Source organism: Malikia granosa (assembly GCF_002980595.1).
GTDB classification, from domain to species: Bacteria; Pseudomonadota; Gammaproteobacteria; order Burkholderiales; family Burkholderiaceae_C; genus Malikia; species Malikia granosa.
In genome coordinates, this window is sequence record NZ_PVLQ01000022.1 from 34,732 (window position 1) to 51,875 (window position 17,144).

Genomic DNA, 17,144 nt, shown 5'->3' on the forward strand with positions numbered 1-17,144 from the left:
GAAAGGCTGAAACAACCAGCTCGAAATGGTGATAATGAAACACCATGAACGAAGTCAAGATCAGCCTGTTGCGGAACGCGCACTGGTCGGTGCTCTCGGCCAGCGCGGACATCCTGCCGCTGCTGGGCCATGCCGCCGCTGACTTCATCAGCGGTCGCCTGTCGCTGCAGGAACTGATCCACCCGGATGACGGCGACCTGGCCGCCCAGCTGTTCGCGCCCGATGGCAGCCAGTCGTCCGGGGTCCTGAGCTTGCGTCTGCGCCAGGCCGACGGCCGGATACGCTGCATCCGGGCCAGCTACGACAGGACAGCGGCGCCCACTGGCGAGGTGCGGCTGGAACTGCTGCTGCAGGATGCCAAGAGCCTGCCTCGGACGCTGGACGATGCCTCGCTGACGGCCAATTTCCGCGCCATGATGGAGAACACCGACGACTTCATCTACTTCAAGGACCGCCACCATGTCTTCACTGGCGCCAGCCAGACCCTGGTGACGATCTGCAGTCCGGCCGAGCACTGGACCGACCTGCTCGGGCAGACCGACTATGATGTCTTCCCCGAAGCCCTGGCCGACCATTACTACCGGCTGGAAAAGCAGGTCTTTGCCGGCCTGCCGGTGGCGCACGAGGTCCAGCCCATCCTGCACAACGACGGCCGCCCGGGCTGGGTCGACAACCGCAAGTACCCGATCCGCAATGCCCAGGGCCAGATCGTCGGCCTGTTCGGCGTGGCGCGCGACATCACGCGCAACATCGAGGCCGAGCAGTCCGAGCACAAGGTGCAGCGCGCGTTGCGGCTGCTGAGCGACTGCAACTTCGCGATGGCCCGCGCCGACTCCGAGACCGAACTGCTGAGCGAGATCTGCCGCGTCGTGGTCGATGCCGGCGGCTACCGCATGGCCTGGATCGGCAGCGCCGAACAGGATGCCGGCAAGACGGTGCGGCCGCTGGTGTCCTGGGGGTCGAACGACGGCTACCTGGCGGACATCAGGATCAGCTGGGATGCCGATTCGCCCTGGGGCCGCGGCCCGACCGGCGAAGCCATCCGCAGCGGCCGGCCGCAGGTCAACCAGGACTACCTGAGCAACCCCAGGATGGAACCCTGGCGCCAGCTCGCGCTCAGGCATGGCTACCAGTCCAGCATCGCGCTGCCGATGGTCCTGCCGGCCGTCGGCACCTTTGGCGCGATGATGGTCTATGCCCGCGAGGCCGATGCCTTCGCCCCCGAAGAGGTCAGCCTGCTGATGGAGCTGGCGTACAACGTGACCTTCGGCGTCGAGCGCCTGCGCGAGAGGGTACGCCGCTTCGCCGCCGAGTCCGCCAGCGAAGCCAAGAGCGCCTTCCTGGCGAACATGTCGCACGAGATCCGCACGCCGATGAATGCCGTCATGGGCATGACGCTGCTTGCGCTCCGGGCCGACCCGCCGCCCAAGGTGCGCGACTACCTGCAGAAGATCCAGTCCTCCGGCCGCCATCTGCTCGGCGTGATCAACGACATCCTCGACATCAGCAAGCTCGAGGCCGGCAAGGTAGCGCTGGAGCAGGTCGAGTTCGACCTCGAGCAGGTGCTCGAAGACGTGCTGTCGGTCATCGCGGAAAAAGCCGCCAGCAAGGGGCTCAAGCTCGGCATCGAACTCGCCAGCGACCTGCCGCTGCAACTGCTCGGCGACCCGCTGCGGCTCGAGCAGGTGCTGATCAACCTGGCCGACAACGCCGTCAAGTTCACGGCCCGGGGCGAGATCGGGATCAGCGTCTCGCTGCAGGAACGTCGCGCGGAGCAGGTGCTGCTGCATTTCGCCGTGCGCGACACCGGCATCGGGCTGTCGCTGGAGCAGCGCGAGCGCCTGTTCCAGAGCTTCCAGCAGGCCGACAGCTCGATCACGCGCAAGTACGGCGGCAGCGGGCTGGGCCTGTCGATCTCGAAGCGGCTGGCCGAACTGATGGGAGGCCAGATCGGCGTCGACAGTCGCCCCGGCGCCGGATCGACCTTCTGGTTCACCGCCCGCCTAGGCCTGGGCCATGCCAGCCAAGGACAGCACGGGAGCAGGCTGGGACTGCAGGACCCTCTCGCGCCGGCCGCCACGGACCGCGAGAGAGCCACGCAGGCCTTGGCGCCAGCGGCCGACCTGCGCGGCGCGCGCGCGCTGGTGGTGGAAGACAATCCGCTCAACCAGGAAGTGGCGACCGAGTTCCTGGAGGCGCTCGGACTGCAGGTGGAACTGGCCGAGGACGGTGCGGTGGCGTTGCAGAAGGTCCAGCGCCAGCCCTACGACATCGTGCTGATGGACATGCAGATGCCGGTAATGGATGGCCTGAGCGCGACGCGCGAGATCCGCAAGCTGCCCGGACGACAGGCGCTGCCCATCCTCGCGATGACCGCCAATGCGATGGCCGCCGACCGCAAGCGCTGCCTCGAGGCCGGCATGAACGACCATATCGCCAAGCCGATCGACCCGGAACAGCTGCTGGCCAAGCTGCGGCGCTGGATCAAGCCGGCGCCCCGGCCTGCCGCTGACGCGGCACCCAGCCCGGCCGATGCGGCGCCCAAGCCCAGGCCGGGCGTGGATGCTGCCTGCTGGCAGGCGCTGGCCCAGGTGGCAGGGCTCGACAGCCGGCTTGGACTGAGACAGGCGGCCGGGCGCGAATCGCTCTACCTCGGCCTGCTGGCCCGCTTCGTCGCCAGCCAGGCCGATGCGCAGGACCAGCTGGCACAGGCCATCGCGCGCGCGGACTGGGAGCAGGCCGAACGCGCGGCGCATACGCTCAAGGGGGTCGCGGCCCAGATCGGTGCCCAGGCCCTGAGCGAGGCGGCACGGCGCCTCGAGCAGGCCTTGCGACAACGCCAACCCGCCAGCGAGCTGGAGTCGCTGCGCGCGGCCGTGGCAAGCCAGCTGCTGCCGCTGAACCAGGCGATTGCCGCCTGCCTGCCCAGGCCAGCCGACACCGGCCCGGCCGCGGGACCGGACAGCAGGCAATGGCCGCCCTTGCGCGCCCGGCTGCAGGGCCTGCTCGAGAGCTGCGACACGGAATGCCTGCAGCTGTTCGAGGACCATGCCGGCCAGATCCAGGCGGCGCTGGGCCCCGAGCGCTACGCCCGGGTGGCACAGGCGATCCGGGACTTCGACTTCGCGCTCGCGCTGGTCGAACTGAAGCAGCAGCCCTGATACAGCCGCCGCGGCAGCGCCCGACCAGTGCCATCGCACCACGGCTACACTGCCGCGATTCCCCTGCCTTGCCCCTGCAGCGCCGGCTTGCTATCATGCGACACATGCAACGCTTGGCAGGCTCCCGCTCCGGTATGTCCTTCCGCTTTCCTGCTGTCGCCCTGATGGATGACCTCGCCGGAAAGCGCGCTTTTGCGCGCGTGCAGTGGCTGCACAAGCCCGTCGCACATTCCTGAGCCCGGCGATTCCCCACCCCCTCACCCCTGTCAGCGCAGACCATCGATCGCCGGGCCCCATCACAGCGCATTGGCGTGCCACCGGCCTGCGGGCCGGCCGCGGCACGCCGCTTCACGATGGAACCGCGACATGCAAACCCCGTTTTTCCCCGAGCGCGTGCTCACCGAACTTGACCACGCCCGCCTGAACAAGCTCGGCAGTGCGCAACTGCCGCAGGACCTGGCCGACGAGCTGCAAGCCGTCGACCTGGTCAGCTCGCAAGAGATCGCGCCCGATGTCGTCACCATGAACTCCGAGCTGGAACTGGTGCTGCCGGGCCAGGCGCGACGCCAGCGCCTGACACTGTGCTATCCGCGCGATGCCCAGCCCAGTGCCGGGCGCATCTCGGTGCTGTCGCCGATCGGCATGGCGCTGCTCGGGCGGCGCGTGGGCGACACCATCAGCTGGTCGATGCCCAATGGCGAGGCATGCCAGGCAGAACTGGCCGCCCTGCTGTTCCAGCCCGAAGCCTCGGGCGACTACACCCGCTGAGGGCCAGTGCCATGTCACAAGCCCTGGTCCGACATCCCGCCCCAGGCGCCGCCGACCTCGGTGCCATGGAACTGACGAAACGCTTCCTGCGCGCCAAGAACCCCTGTGCCAACGGTTTCCGCTGGTTCGTGCGCCACATCGAGGACGGCGCCAGCTACCAGCAGGCGCTCGACACCCTGGTGCAGGCCGGCCGGGTGGAGGACGCCTGCTGGCTGCTGCAGCAGTTCGGCCCCACCGACGCGGTGCTGACCCTGGAGCACCTGGAGGCCGACGCCGTCGTGTTCGCGGGCAGCCTGCAGGTCAAGGGCAATATCGAGGTCGGCAGCCTGCTGCGGACCGGCCACCATGTCCGCGCCGGCGGCAGCGTGCGCGTGGGCCAGCAGCTGCTGGTCGGCGGCGACCTCTGGAGCGAGGGCGGCCTGCGCAGCGAGGGCCGCCTGCAGGTCAACGGCGACATCCGCGTGCGCTGGGGCGTACAGGCCGACGAGGCCATCCACTGCGGCGGCGAGCTGCGCGTGGGCTGGGACATCGTGGCTGGCAGCAGCCTGCAGGTCCAGGGCCCGGCCAGCGTGGGTCAGGACCTGCTGGTCCAGCAAGGCATCAGCTGCCAGCGAGGCCTGCGCGTGGGCGGCCTGCTGCACAGCGGCCACAGCGTGCAGGCGGAACAAGGCATCCTGGTCGGGCAGGACATCTGGTGCGGCATGCACCTGGAGGCGGGCTGGGGCATCCGGGCCGGCGGTGGCATCAGCGCCCAGGGCTCGATCAAGGCCGGGGAAAGCCTGCAGGCCGGCGGCGAGATCTGCGCCGGCCCTGGCTACGGCATCTATGCCGGACTCAGCGTGCCGATGGACACCTGGGGCAGCAGCGGGCATGTGGTGGCGGCGCGCAAGCCCGACAGCCTGCTCAGCGGCCACTGGACCGGGACCGAACAAGGCTCGCCCGACCTTGTGGACATGGCAAGGCTGGGATAATGGATGCCTTTGCATCTAACCGGCCCGTCGGCCACCCACGGAGTACCCCCATGAACGACACCCAGCAACGCATCGACCAACTGGTCAAGAACAACGAGATCGTGCTCTTCATGAAGGGCAGCGCCAGCTTCCCGATGTGCGGCTTCTCGGGTCGCGCGATCCAGATCCTCAAGGCCTGCGGCGTCGACACCAAGACGGTCCAGACCGTCAACGTGCTGGAAGACCCGGAAATCCGCCAGGGCATCAAGGAATACAGCAACTGGCCGACCATCCCGCAGCTCTACGTCAAGGGCGAGTTCATCGGCGGCTCGGACATCATGATGGAGATGTACGAGTCCGGCGAGCTGCAGAAGGTCATCGCTGGCGAGGCAGCCTGAGATGGCTGACGAGCTGCAACTGCCGGCGACCGAGGAGCTGCAGGTGCTCGGCACCGAGCAGGTGCGCCAGCAGCTGGCCGAGCTGGAGCTGGAGAACTGGGAGTACGACGAGGAGGAGCAGTCGATCACGCGCTGGCTCGCCTTCCGCGACTTCGGCCAGGCCTTCGGCTTCATGACCCGGGTCGCGCTCGAGGCCGAGCGGCGCCAGCACCACCCCGAGTGGTTCAACCTCTACAACCGGGTCGAGATCAGCTTCACGACCCACGACGCCGGCGGCGTGACCGCGCGCGATCTCGAATTCGCGCGCTGGGTCGAGGACCGGGCGGATTCGGCCGCCTAAACGATCATCAAGCCAGGCGCCAGTTTTTCTGCGCCGCGAACACCGCATTGGGGTACTCGGGGCGGCCCCGGCTGCCGTTGTAGCGGCCCAGCGCCAGGAACAGGTCGCCGCGCTCGCGCTCGAGGTAATGGCGCAGGATCACGCAGCCGAAGCGGATATTGGCCTGCATCAGGAACAGCTTGGACGGGTCGCCGTCGCCGATCAGCCGGGCCCAGAACGGCATCACCTGCATGTAGCCGCGCGCGCCGACCGGCGAGACCGCGAACTTGCGGAACGCGCTCTCGACCTGGATCAGCCCCAGCACCAGCGACTCGTCGAGCCCGGCGCGCCGGCTCTCGTACCAGACCGTCTGCAGGAATTCGACCCGGGTCTGCAACTCGGGCTTGCGCCGCACCAGCCGCGGGCTCATCGCGCCGAGCCAGCGCAGATAGGCCAGTTTGGCCTCGGGATGGGAAAACTCGGGCTCGGGCGGCGCGGGCTGCTCGATCGCGGCGCGCAGCGCGAGCCGGACCGGATCGGCCAGCGGCTCCTCGAGCTGGCCCCCTGCCCTGGCCAGCACCGGCAGGCTGACCGGCAACAGGCTGGCCAGGCCTGCCTTGGCAATCCAGCCCAGACAGTCCCGGCGGCTCATCTCAGAGCCCCAGCTTGCCCTTGAGCAGGGCCAGCAGCTCGGCCACGGCCACCTTGGTCGCGGCCTCGTCGCGGCGGTGCTGGTACTCGACCTGGCCTTCCTTCAAGCCCTTGTCGCCGATGGTCACACGGTGCGGCACGCCGATCAGCTCCCAGTCGGCGAACATCGCACCCGGGCGCTCGCCACGGTCGTCGAGCAGCACGTCGACGCCGAGCGCGGCCAGCTCGTCGTGCAGCTGCTCGGCAGCGGCGCGCACGGCCTCGCTGCGGTCCATGCCGATCGGGCAGATCACGAGCGTGAAGGGCGCGATCGCATCCGGCCAGATGATGCCGCGCGCGTCATGGTTCTGCTCGACTGCTGCCGCCGGCAGCCGGGTCACGCCGATGCCGTAGCAGCCCATCTCGAAATGGCGCGGCTTGCCGTCCTCGGCCAGGAAAGTGGCGTTCATGGCCTGGGAATACTTGGTGCCGAGGTAGAACACATGGCCGACCTCGATGCCACGCTCGATCGCGAGCGGGCCCTTGCCGTCCGGCGACGGGTCGCCCGCGACCACGTTGCGTAGGTCGGCGACCAGGTCGGGCTCGGGCAGGTCGCGGCCCCAGTTGACGCCGGTCAGGTGGTAGTCGATCTCGTTGGCGCCGCAGACCCAGTCGGCCATCAGCGCGACCTCGCGGTCGGCGATCACGGTGACCGGGCGCTTGAGACCGATCGGGCCCAGATAGCCCGGCTTGCAGCCGAAATGCTCGGCGATCTCGAGTTCGGTCGCCAGGCGGAAGCCAAGCTCCAGGCCCGGCAGCTTGCCGACCTTGACCTCGTTCATCTCGTGGTCGCCGCGCAGCAGCAGCAGGAAGACCCGGGTCTTGGTGACTTCATCGTAGTCGTTGACCTCGTCGGTCGCCAGCACCATGGACTTGACCGTCGCCGACAGCGGCAGGCCGAGGAAGTCGGCCAGCGCAGTGCAGCTCGAGGTACCGGGGGTCGACACCTTGGCCAGCTCCTGAGTCGCCACCGGGCGCGGGCCCTGCGGCGCCAGCGCCTCGGCCTTCTCGATGTTGGCGGCGTAGTCGCTGTTCGGGCAGTAGACGATCGCGTCCTCGCCGGTGGCGGCGATGACCTGGAACTCCTCGCTCAGGTCGCCACCGATGGCGCCGCTGTCGGCCGCCACCGCGCGGTAGGTCAGTCCGAAGCGGTCGAAGATGCGGCGGTAGGCCGCTGCCATCACCTGGTAGCTGGCCTGAGCGCTGTCGCGGTCGCGGTCGAAGCTGTAGGCGTCCTTCATCACGAACTCGCGCCCGCGCATCAGGCCGAAGCGCGGCCGGCGCTCATCGCGGAACTTGGTCTGGATCTGGTAGAAGTTCTTCGGCAGCTGCTTGTAGCTGCGCAGCTCCTGGCGCGCGATGTCGGTGACGACTTCCTCCGAGGTCGGCTGCAGCACGAAGTCGCGCTCGTGGCGGTCCTTGATGCGCAGCATCTCGGGGCCCATCTTGTCGAAGCGGCCGGTTTCCTGCCACAGCTCGGCCGGCTGCACCACCGGCATGGTCAGCTCGATCGCGCCGGCGCGGTTCATCTCCTCGCGCACGATCTTCTCGACCTTCTGGATCACGCGCAGGCCCATCGGCATGTAGGTGTAGATGCCGGCGCCCAGCTTCTTGATCATGCCGGCGCGCGTCATGAGCTGGTGGCTGACCACCTCGGCGTCGGCCGGGGCTTCTTTGAGGGTGGAAATCAGGAACTGGGAGGCTTTCATGTCTGGCTTTGGCTGGCGCCCCGCATGCCCCGCGGAGCCAGCCCGGGTAGGGCCAGGGTTTGCCCCGGCAGCCCCTGCCAAGCCGCCCACTAGCGGTGCATAATGAACGCAGTTTTAAAATTTGGGGTTGATTATGCTTGACAGAGAAGGCTTCAGGCCCAATGTCGGCATCATTCTGCTCAACCAGAAGAACCAGGTGTTCTGGGGCAAGCGCATCCGCACCCATTCCTGGCAGTTTCCACAGGGCGGCATAGACCGGGGCGAGACACCCGAGCAGGCCATGTACCGTGAACTGCACGAGGAAATCGGATTGCTGCCCGAACATGTGGCTATCGTCGCCCGCACGCGGGACTGGTTGCGCTATGAAGTGCCGGACCGCTACATCCGCCGGGATGCACGCGGCCACTACCGGGGACAGAAACAGATCTGGTTCCTGCTGCGCCTGACCGGCGGCGACTGGAACCTGAACCTGCGCGCGACCAGCCATCCGGAATTCGATGCCTGGCGCTGGAACGACTATTGGGTGCCGCTCGAGATGGTGGTCGAGTTCAAGCGTGGCGTCTACGAGATGGCGCTCAATGAGCTCGCGCGCTACCTGCCGCGGCAGGAGAGCCGCAACCGCTACCTGCGCGGCAATGCGCGGCCGCGCCAGTCACATGGCGAGATGCCGCTGGGCATGCTGCAGCTGCCGGCGATGCCGGTGCACATGGAGCTGCCGGCCGGCGCCAGCTTCGATCCCGACCCACAGCATCCGTGCTAGGTTGGCAGGTCGCCTGGGACGGGCGGGCGTGATCGCCCGGCAAGGCTGGCCGGCAGCGGCTCAGCCGCGCAACACCAGGTTGTCGCGGTGGATCATCTCGGGCTCGGCGGCATAGCCGAGCAGGCCCTCGACCGCGTTCGACGACTTGCGGCACAGCAGCCGCGCCTCGCCGGCCGAGTAGTTGGCCAGCCCGCGCGCGAGCTCCTGGCCCTGCGCGTCGCGGATCGCGATCACGTCGCCGCGGCTGAACTCGCCGCTGACGGCGACCATGCCGATCGGCAGCAGGCTCTTGCCCTCGGCGACGATCTTGGCAGCGGCGCCGTCGTCCACCGTCACGTAGCCGCGCAGCTGCAGATGGTCGGCCATCCACTGCTTACGTGCCTGCTGCTTGGCCGTCTGCGCGACCAGCAGGGTGCCGATCGGCTCGCCGTTGCTCAGGCGCAGCAGCGCGTCGGGCTCGCGGCCCCAGGCGATCACGGTCGAGGCGCCGGAGCCGGCCGCGCGCCGGGCGGCCAGGATCTTGGTGATCATGCCGCCGGTGCCGACGCGCGAACCGGCGCCGCCGGCCATCTCCTCGAGGCGCGGGTCGCCCGCGCGCGCGACATGGATGAACTCGGCGTCCGGGTTCTTGCGCGGGTCGGCGCTGTAGAGCCCCTTCTGGTCGGTCAGGATCACCAGCAGGTCGGCATCGACCAGGTTGGCGACCAGCGCGCCCAGGGTGTCGTTGTCGCCGAACTTGATCTCGTCGTTGACGACGGTGTCGTTCTCGTTGATCACCGGCACCACGCCATGCTCGAGCAGGGTCAGCAGGGTCGAGCGGGCGTTGAGGTAGCGCTCGCGGTCGGCCAGGTCGGCATGGGTCAGCAGCACCTGGGCGCTGCCGACTTCCTGCTCGCGCAGCTTGGTCTCGTACATCTGGACCAGGCCCATCTGGCCGACGGCGGCAGCGGCCTGCAGCTCGTTGATCATCTTGGGGCGGGTCTTCCAACCCAGCCGCTTCATGCCCTCGGCGATCGCGCCGCTGCTGACCATGATCAGCTCGCGGCCCGACTTGACCAGCGCGGCGAGCTGGGCGCTCCATTGCTCGATCGCGGCCTCGTCGAGGCCGCGGCCCTCGTTGGTCACCAGGCTGGAGCCGACCTTGACGACGATGCGGCGCGCGCCGCGCAGCAGCTCGGAGGAATCGACGGAAAGGGAGACGCCTGGGTCGGCTTGCAAGTCGGTGCTCATGTCTGGGCTCAGGTTGTCGTCACGGAAACGGCTGGCACATCCCCCGGACCCGGGCAGGCGTCCAGCCCGGGTATCAGCGGAAGCGCGGATCGTCCTGGTCGACCTGGGGCGCCGGATCGACCGCCTGCTCGCGCGCGGCGTCGAAGCGCGGATCGACGTCGACATGGGGCTTCTCGGCCTCGCGGGTGGCGACGATATGCTGGAAGATCTTCTGCACCAGCAGCTCGCAGCCCTCGCGCGTCAGCGCCGAGATCTCGAACACCGGGCCCTTGTGGCGGAAGCGCTTGACGAAGTCCTTCACGCGCGCCTCGCGTTCGCCCTCGGGGATCATGTCGAGCTTGTTGAGCACCAGCCAGCGCGGCTTGGCATGCAGCCCGGGGTCGTATTTCTTGAGTTCCTTGACGATGGCCTTGGCCTGCGCGACCGGATCGACCGCCTCGTCGAACGGCGCCAGGTCGACCACATGCAGCAGCAGCCGGGTGCGCTGCAGGTGGCGCAGGAACTGGTGGCCCAGGCCGGCGCCCTCGGAAGCGCCCTCGATCAGGCCTGGCACGTCGGCGACGACGAAGCTCTTCTCGGGGCCGACGCGCACCACGCCCAGGTTCGGGTGCAGGGTGGTGAAGGGGTAGTCGGCGATCTTCGGGCGCGCGTTCGAGACCGCCGCGATGAAGGTCGACTTGCCGGCGTTGGGCATGCCGAGCAGGCCGACGTCAGCCAGCACCTTGAGCTCGAGCGCCAGGCTGAAGCGCTCGCCCGGATGGCCGATGGTCTTCTGGCGCGGCGCGCGGTTGATCGAACTCTTGAAGCGCAGGTTGCCGAAGCCGCCCTCGCCGCCCTTGGCGATCAGGATCTGCTCGCCGGGCTGCAGCAGCTCGTGCATCAGCTCGCCGGTCTCGGCGTTGCGGATGATGGTGCCGACCGGCATCTTGAGGATGATGTCGTCGCCCTTGCAGCCGAACATGTCGGAACCCTTGCCGTGCTCGCCACGCTGGGCCTCGAAGCGGCGGTTGTAGCGGTAGTCGATCAGGGTGTTGAGGTTCTCGTCGGCCAGTGCCCAGACCGAGCCGCCGCGACCACCGTCGCCGCCGTCGGGGCCGCCGAATTCCTTGTACTTCTCGTGCCGGAAGGACGCGCAGCCATTGCCTCCGTCGCCGGCCGCTATGTCGATATAGGCTTCATCAACGAATTTCATGACTGGATTGTCCTTCAAACGGATAAAAACAAAAGGCCCGCAGCGCGGGCCTTTGCGGTCTGAACGCCGAAGCGATCAAACAGGCAACATCACACCGGGGTGACGTTGATGGTCTTGCGGTTGAACTCGCCCTTGACGGTGAAGTTCACGATGCCGTCGCAGGTCGCGAAGATGGTGTGGTCCTTGCCGCAGCCGGTGCCCACGCCAGCGTGGAAACGGGTGCCGCGCTGACGCACGATGATCGCGCCGGCGCTGATGGCCTGGCCGCCGAACACCTTGACGCCCAGCATCTTCGGCTTGGAGTCGCGACCGTTGCGGGTTGAGCCGCCGCCTTTTTTCTGTGCCATGGTGCTTTACTCCTTAGCCGTTGATCGAGCTGATTTGCAGCTCGGTGAAATTCTGACGATGGCCCTGGCGCTTCTGGTAGTGCTTGCGACGGCGCATCTTGAAGATGCGGACCTTGTCGCCACGACCGTGGGAAACCACCGTGACCGTGACCGTTGCGCCGGAGACCAAGGGCGTGCCGACCTTGATGTCTGCGCCGTTACCCACGGCGAGCACCTGATCGATCACGATCTCTTGACCCACATCCGCAGCAATCTGTTCTACTTTAAGTTTTTCGCCAACGGCAACGCGATACTGCTTGCCGCCGGTTTTTATGACCGCGTACATATGAACCTCTGAAATTGTCCGTCTTTCGACGTGCTTCGGCGAACGGATTTTCACCGAATCAAGGATTATAGCCATGCCTCGATAGTTGTGCAAGCCCTTGCTAACATGGGGGAATGAGCCACAGCCCCCTGCATGACCTGCCGCCCCGGCAAGCCCGACTCGGCCTCGCCAGCATCTTCGGATCGACCTTCCTCGAACTGACGGGCTATTTCATGCTCGCGCCCTGGCTGCTGCTGAAGCTCAAGGATGCGGATCTGCCGACCTGGCTGGCCGGGCTGTTCGCGGCCACGGCCTGGGCCGGCATCTTCCTGGTGACGCCGTTCGCCTCGGCCGTGACGCGCCGGCTCGGACGCCGGCCCACGCTCTGGCTGTCGGGCCTGCTGCCGGTGCTCGCGGGACTGGTGTTCAGCCTGACGGACGCACTCTGGCTCTGGTTCGGCATGCAGCTGCTGGCCGGCATGGCGTCGGGCCTGCGCTGGGTGCTGTCCGAGGCGGTGGTGGCCGAATGCGCACCGCCGCCGCAGCGCGGACGCTGGATCGGCATCTTCGAGACCATGGTCGGCAGCACCTTCGTCGCCGGTCCGATGCTGCTGGCCTGGATCGGACCGGCCCGACCCGAGGCGCTCTGGGCGGCGCTGCTGCTGATGACGCTGGGCCTGCTCTGGAGCCTGCTGATCCCGCCGCTGCCGTCGGAGGCCGACGCGCAGCAGGCCGAGGTCGGGCTGCGCGGGGTCTGGCGCGCGCTGCGCGAGCACCCGGTGATCATGCTGGCGGGCTTCGTCGGCGGCTTCTTCGAGAGCGGGCTGACCGCCATCCTGCCGCTGTACGGCCTGGCGCTGGGACTGGGCGCGGCGGCGGCTGCCCTGCTGGTGTCGGCCAGCGGGCTGGGCAGTTCGCTGCTGATGCTGCCGGCCGGGCTGCTGGCCGACCGCCTGGGGCGCGCCGCGCCAGGCAGCTTCTGGGGCGGCGCGCGCCAGACCCGGCTGCAGCTGATGCGGATCTTCGCCGCCATCACGCTGCTGGGCTCGGGGCTGCTGCCCTGGGTGGCGGACCAGCCGGCGCTGGCCTGGCCGCTGGCCTTCGTCTGGGGCGGCGCCGGCGGCTGCCTCTACACCCTGTCGATGATAGACATCGGCTCGCGCGAGCGCGGCATCACCCTGGTCAACAGCACCTCGGTGCTGGTGCTGGCCTACACGCTGGGCGGCGTGCTGGCGCCGGCGCTGGGCGCGGCCGCGCTGCAATGGTCGCCCCGGCTGGGTTTCCCGGCGCTGCTGATCGCGGTCGCGGCCGCCGGGCTGGCGATGCTGCTGCGGGCCAGGCTGGGCACGCGGATCTGAGGCCGCGGCCGGGCACGGCAGAGCCGAGCCCCTGCTTTCGGACGAGGAAGCGTCGCGGCGCTCCTCATTCGGGAGGATGGGCAGCGGCCAGGGCTTGCGGCACAGTGAGCGGCAAACACATGACCCAGGCGGCGCAGAGCCGGCGCCGGAAAGCAGACCCGATGGCCCATTCCCAGCAGACCCAGGCGGCTCCGGCCGCAGCCAAGCCGGCCCAGGCCGCGCTGCGCGAGACCCAGCAACGCTATGCGCAGCTGCCGCTGGTCTATGCCTGCTCGGGCTGCTCGAGCTCGGCCCAGCTGGCCAACCAGCTCGCGCTGCGGCTCGACCACCAGGGGCTGGCCGAGATGTCCTGCATCGCCGGCGTGGCCTCGGACGTCAAGCCGCTGGTACGCACCGCCAGGTCGGGGCGGCCGATCCTGGCGCTGGACGGCTGCGCGCTGCATTGCGTGCGCCATGCGCTGGCCAGGCAGGAGGTGAGGCCCCAGGTCCATGTGGACTTCTCGCGCCACGCGGTGGCCAAGGACCTGCACCGCCTGCCCAGCGCCGAGGAATGCGAGGCGAGCTGGAACGGCGTCGTGCTGCCGGCGCTGGACGCCTTGCTGCAGGACAGCACGGCAACAGCCAGGCCGGCCTGAACGCGGACTCAGCCGCGTGCCAGCACCGGCGCCAGCGCGCGACCGGTGTGGCTGCCCAGCCGCACCAGCTCCTCGGGCGTGGCCGCCGCGACGACTCGGCCACCGCCATCGCCGCCCTCGGGTCCCAGGTCCAGCACCCAGTCGGCCTCGGCGATCAGGTCGAGGTCATGCTCGATCACGACCACGCTGTGGCCGCCATCGACCAGGCGGTGCAGCACGCGGATCAGCTTGTCGACATCGGCCATGTGCAGGCCGACCGTCGGCTCGTCGAGCACATAGAGGGTATGCGGCGCCTTCTGGCCGCGCCGCCCGACCTCGTCGCGCACCTTGGACAGTTCGGTCACCAGCTTGATGCGCTGCGCCTCGCCGCCCGACAGGGTCGGCGAGGGCTGGCCCAGCGTCAGGTAGCCGAGGCCGACATCCTTGAGCAGTTGCAAGGGCTGCGCGATCGAGGGCATGGAGGCGAAGAAGCCGACCGCCTCGTCGACCTCCATCTGCAGCACCTCGCCGATGCTTTTTCCCCGCCAGCTGACCGCCAGTGTCTCGGGATTGAAGCGGGCGCCATGGCAGGCCTCGCAGGGCACCTTGACGTCGGGCAGGAAGCTCATCGCGATGGTGCGCACGCCCTGCCCTTCGCAGCTGTGGCAGCGGCCCTCGCCGGTGTTGAAGCTGAAGCGGCCCGGGCCGTAGCCACGCGCCTTGGCCTCGAGCGTCTCGGCGTAGAGCTTGCGGATCTGGTCCCAGAAACCGATGTAGGTGGCGGGACAGCTGCGCGGGGTCTTGCCGATCGGGGTCTGGTCGACCTCGAGCACGCGCTCGACATGGCCGTGGCCGCTCAAGCCGGCACAACCCTGCCAGACCGGCAGCTGGCCGGCGGCCAGCGCCTCGCGCCCGGCCTTGGTCGAGCTCTGGGTCACGGCGGTGGCGACGTTGGCCAGCAGCACCTCGCGCGCGAAGGTCGACTTGCCCGAGCCGCTGACGCCCGTGACCGCGACCAGGCGCTTGAGCGGGATCGCCGCCGTCACGTCCTTGAGGTTGTGCAGGTTCGCGCGCTCGACGGTCAGCCAGTGCAGCTTGTCGGGCAGCGAAGTGGTGGCGGGTTCCAGCTGCTTTTTCTTGCGGGTGGATTTCTTGGCGGCGGGCCGCGAGGCGGCGGCGGCTTCCTCATGCTGCGAGCAGAAATCGTCAGCCGCCGCCCCCTCGCGCCCCTGTGGCGCTGTGCTTTCGGCATGAATGCTGAAATCGCTGGATGCCGATGCTGCAACCGTGACACCGCCACTCGCCTTCCCCCGAGTCGTCGAGTCGGGCGGGGTGCCGGGCGACGATTTCTGCTCGCAGCATGAGGAGCCCGGCACCCCGCCCGGCTCGGCGACGAGCGCCTGAGCCTGAGCCTGAGCCTGAGCTGCGGCTGCCGCGAAAGCTTCCTCGGTGACGGGCCGGCGCGGCTGCAGCGGATGCCGCATCGCGTGCAGCAGGTAGCGGCCGGTCTGCGAATCCTGCGCCGCCATCACGTCATCGACCGTGCCCTCGGCCACCAGCCGGCCGCCACGGATGCCCGCGCTCGGGCCGATGTCGATCACATGGTCGGCGCGGCGTATCGTGTCCTCATCATGCTCGACCACCACCAGCGTGTTGCCCTTGCTGCCCAGCTTGTGCAGCGCATCGAGCAGGATCTGGTTGTCGCGCGCATGCAGGCCGATGGTCGGCTCGTCGAGCACATAGCAGACCCCCTGCAGATTGCTGCCGAGCTGGGCCGCCAGCCGGATGCGCTGGGCCTCGCCGCCGCTCAGCGTCGGCGCGCCGCGATCCAGCGTCAAATAGCCCAGGCCGACTTCCTCCAGGAACTCGAGCCGGCCCTGGATCTCGGGCAGCAGGTCGCGCGCGATCTCGGCCTCGCGCGGGCTCAGGGACGCATCGGCCTGCAGCTGCTGCAACCAGCCACGCAGGTCGAGCACGCTGCGATGCGCCAGCTCGGCGATGCCGAGGCCCTGGAAACGCACTGCGCGCGCGGTCGGGTTCAGCCGCGTGCCGCCGCAGCTGGAACAGGCCTGGTCGGCGACCTCCTCGAGTTCGGGCTCGGCGAAGCTCTGCTCGCGGCCCTTCTCCTTGTCGTCGCGCACCGAGTCGTCCATCAGCTGGCGCTGCGCCTTGGTCAGGGCGACTCCGGTACCGACGCAGTCCGGGCACCAGCCATGCTTGCTGTTGTAGGAGAACAGTCTCGGGTCGAGCTCGGCATAGCTGCTCGCGCAGACCGGGCAGGCGCGCAAGGTCGAATAGACCTGCAGCCGGCCGATGCCCAGCGTCGAGCGGCCATCAGCCAGCGCTTGCTCCAGGCCATCGACCCCGGCCAGCAGATGCAACACCCCCTTGCCGAGCTCGAGCGCCTGGGTCATGGCGCGGCGCAGTTCGGACTCGGCGCCGGGCTCGACGCGCAGGCGAGCCAGCGGCAGCTCGATGGTGTGCTCCTTGAAGCGGTCGATGCGCGGGAAGCCGGTGGTCGGCAGGAATTCGCCATCGACCCGCAGATGAGTGTGGCCGCGCGGCCGGGCCCAGTCGGCCAGCTCGGTGTAGACGCCCTTGCGGTTGAGCACCAGCGGCGCCAGGAACTGCACCTGCTGGCCGCGGCACTGGGTCATGATCTGGGCCAGGATGCTGTCGGGCTGCTGCGGCTGGACCGGGGTACCGTCATACACACAATGCTGGGTGCCGAGCTTGACGTAGAGCAGGCGCAGGAAATGCCAGACCTCGGTCGTGGTGCCGACGGTGGACTTGCGCCCGCCGCGGGAGAGGCGCTGCTCGATCGCGACCGTCGGCGGGATGCCGTAGACCGCATCGACCTCGGGCCGGCCCGCCGGCTGCACGATCGAGCGCGCATAGGCGTTGAGGCTCTCGAGGTAGCGCCGCTGTCCCTCGTTGAACAGGATGTCGAAGGCGAGCGTGGACTTGCCGGAGCCGCTGACGCCGGTGATGACGTTGAACCTGCCGCGCGGAATGTCGACGCTCAGTCCCTTGAGGTTGTGCTCGCGGGCGTTGACGATGCGGATGGCATTGGCGTGCGGGCTGGCCTTTGCTGTCACTTTGTCGGGGCCAGCGGATACGGCGGCCTCATGCTGCGAGCAGGACTCAGCACCCGCGCCGTCGGGCCGAACGGGGCTGGCGGACTCCTCATGCTGCGAGCAGAAATCGTCGCCCGCCAGGCCCGCTCGACCCTCCTCCATCCGGTTGGCAGTCGCAGCGTCAGTGCCAGAGCTCGCCGGGGCCAGGGGCTGGCCGGGTGACGATTTTGGCTTGCCGTATGAGGAACCCGGCCAGCCCCTGGCCCC

The 17,144-nt window shown here is 68.7% G+C and carries 14 protein-coding genes and 1 pseudogene; 8 read left to right on the forward strand and 7 right to left on the reverse strand.

What is annotated here, in order from left to right; translation table 11 throughout:
- The first annotated feature begins 44 nt into the window (after positions 1-44).
- The 5 genes from C6P64_RS06680 to C6P64_RS06700 all read left to right on the forward strand — a co-directional run bounded on the left by C6P64_RS06680 (position 45) and on the right by C6P64_RS06700 (position 5,617).
- Entirely contained in the window at positions 45-3,161 is a 3,117-nt protein-coding gene (locus C6P64_RS06680) for a response regulator (protein WP_105747816.1), read from the forward strand.
- Positions 3,162-3,527: 366 nt separating this feature from the next.
- Positions 3,528-3,929 carry a GreA/GreB family elongation factor gene (locus C6P64_RS06685; RefSeq protein WP_105747817.1) on the forward strand — a complete coding sequence of 134 codons (402 nt, stop codon included), beginning with the start codon at positions 3,528-3,530 and terminating at the stop codon, positions 3,927-3,929.
- An 11-nt stretch (positions 3,930-3,940) separates the two neighbouring features.
- Positions 3,941-4,900 (forward strand): FapA family protein, encoded by a 960-nt coding sequence (locus C6P64_RS06690; protein WP_245911650.1) that lies wholly within the window; start codon positions 3,941-3,943, stop codon positions 4,898-4,900.
- A gap of 50 nt (positions 4,901-4,950) precedes the next feature.
- Positions 4,951-5,277 carry a Grx4 family monothiol glutaredoxin gene (gene grxD, locus C6P64_RS06695; RefSeq protein WP_105747819.1) on the forward strand — a complete coding sequence of 109 codons (327 nt, stop codon included), beginning with the start codon at positions 4,951-4,953 and terminating at the stop codon, positions 5,275-5,277.
- A 1-nt stretch (position 5,278) separates the two neighbouring features.
- Entirely contained in the window at positions 5,279-5,617 is a 339-nt protein-coding gene (locus C6P64_RS06700) for a 4a-hydroxytetrahydrobiopterin dehydratase (RefSeq protein ID WP_105747820.1), read from the forward strand.
- 7 nt (positions 5,618-5,624) lie between these two features.
- Here C6P64_RS06700 and C6P64_RS06705 read toward each other — a convergent pair whose 3' ends face one another.
- Positions 5,625-6,248: a lytic transglycosylase domain-containing protein gene (locus tag C6P64_RS06705; RefSeq protein WP_105747821.1), complete on the reverse strand. Its 624-nt coding sequence runs from the start codon at positions 6,246-6,248 to the stop codon at positions 5,625-5,627.
- 1 nt (position 6,249) lies between these two features.
- A complete protein-coding gene (locus tag C6P64_RS06710; protein WP_105747822.1) occupies positions 6,250-7,995 on the reverse strand; it encodes a proline--tRNA ligase in 1,746 nt (581 codons plus the stop codon).
- A gap of 133 nt (positions 7,996-8,128) precedes the next feature.
- On the opposite strand from C6P64_RS06710, the gene C6P64_RS06715 reads away from it, so the two are divergent.
- The gene (locus tag C6P64_RS06715) at positions 8,129-8,755 is read left to right on the forward strand and encodes an RNA pyrophosphohydrolase (RefSeq protein ID WP_105747823.1); all 627 of its coding nucleotides are present in this window, start codon (positions 8,129-8,131) and stop codon (positions 8,753-8,755) included.
- A 60-nt stretch (positions 8,756-8,815) separates the two neighbouring features.
- On the opposite strand, the gene proB is transcribed toward C6P64_RS06715, so the two are convergent.
- The 4 genes from proB to rplU all read right to left on the reverse strand — a co-directional run bounded on the left by proB (position 8,816) and on the right by rplU (position 11,849).
- The gene (gene proB, locus C6P64_RS06720) at positions 8,816-9,985 is read right to left on the reverse strand and encodes a glutamate 5-kinase (RefSeq protein ID WP_105747824.1); all 1,170 of its coding nucleotides are present in this window, start codon (positions 9,983-9,985) and stop codon (positions 8,816-8,818) included.
- A 73-nt stretch (positions 9,986-10,058) separates the two neighbouring features.
- Positions 10,059-11,177: an Obg family GTPase CgtA gene (gene cgtA / locus C6P64_RS06725; protein ID WP_105747825.1), complete on the reverse strand. Its 1,119-nt coding sequence runs from the start codon at positions 11,175-11,177 to the stop codon at positions 10,059-10,061.
- An 89-nt stretch (positions 11,178-11,266) separates the two neighbouring features.
- Positions 11,267-11,524, reverse strand: coding sequence for a 50S ribosomal protein L27 (gene rpmA, locus C6P64_RS06730; protein ID WP_105747826.1), 258 nt, complete (start codon positions 11,522-11,524; stop codon positions 11,267-11,269).
- A gap of 13 nt (positions 11,525-11,537) precedes the next feature.
- Positions 11,538-11,849 carry a 50S ribosomal protein L21 gene (gene rplU, locus C6P64_RS06735; RefSeq protein WP_105747827.1) on the reverse strand — a complete coding sequence of 104 codons (312 nt, stop codon included), beginning with the start codon at positions 11,847-11,849 and terminating at the stop codon, positions 11,538-11,540.
- A 113-nt stretch (positions 11,850-11,962) separates the two neighbouring features.
- Here rplU and C6P64_RS06740 point away from each other — a divergent pair, with 113 nt between their 5' ends.
- Positions 11,963-13,186 (forward strand): MFS transporter, encoded by a 1,224-nt coding sequence (locus tag C6P64_RS06740; RefSeq protein WP_105747828.1) that lies wholly within the window; start codon positions 11,963-11,965, stop codon positions 13,184-13,186.
- Between the two features lie 161 nt (positions 13,187-13,347).
- On the forward strand, positions 13,348-13,821 hold the full coding sequence (locus tag C6P64_RS18700; protein ID WP_105747829.1) for a putative zinc-binding protein: 474 nt from the start codon (positions 13,348-13,350) through the stop codon (positions 13,819-13,821).
- Between the two features lie 8 nt (positions 13,822-13,829).
- Here C6P64_RS18700 and C6P64_RS18170 read toward each other — a convergent pair.
- Positions 13,830-16,880: pseudogene (locus tag C6P64_RS18170) on the reverse strand (excinuclease ABC subunit UvrA); the annotation flags it as partial.
- Between the last annotated feature and the right edge of the window lie 264 nt (positions 16,881-17,144).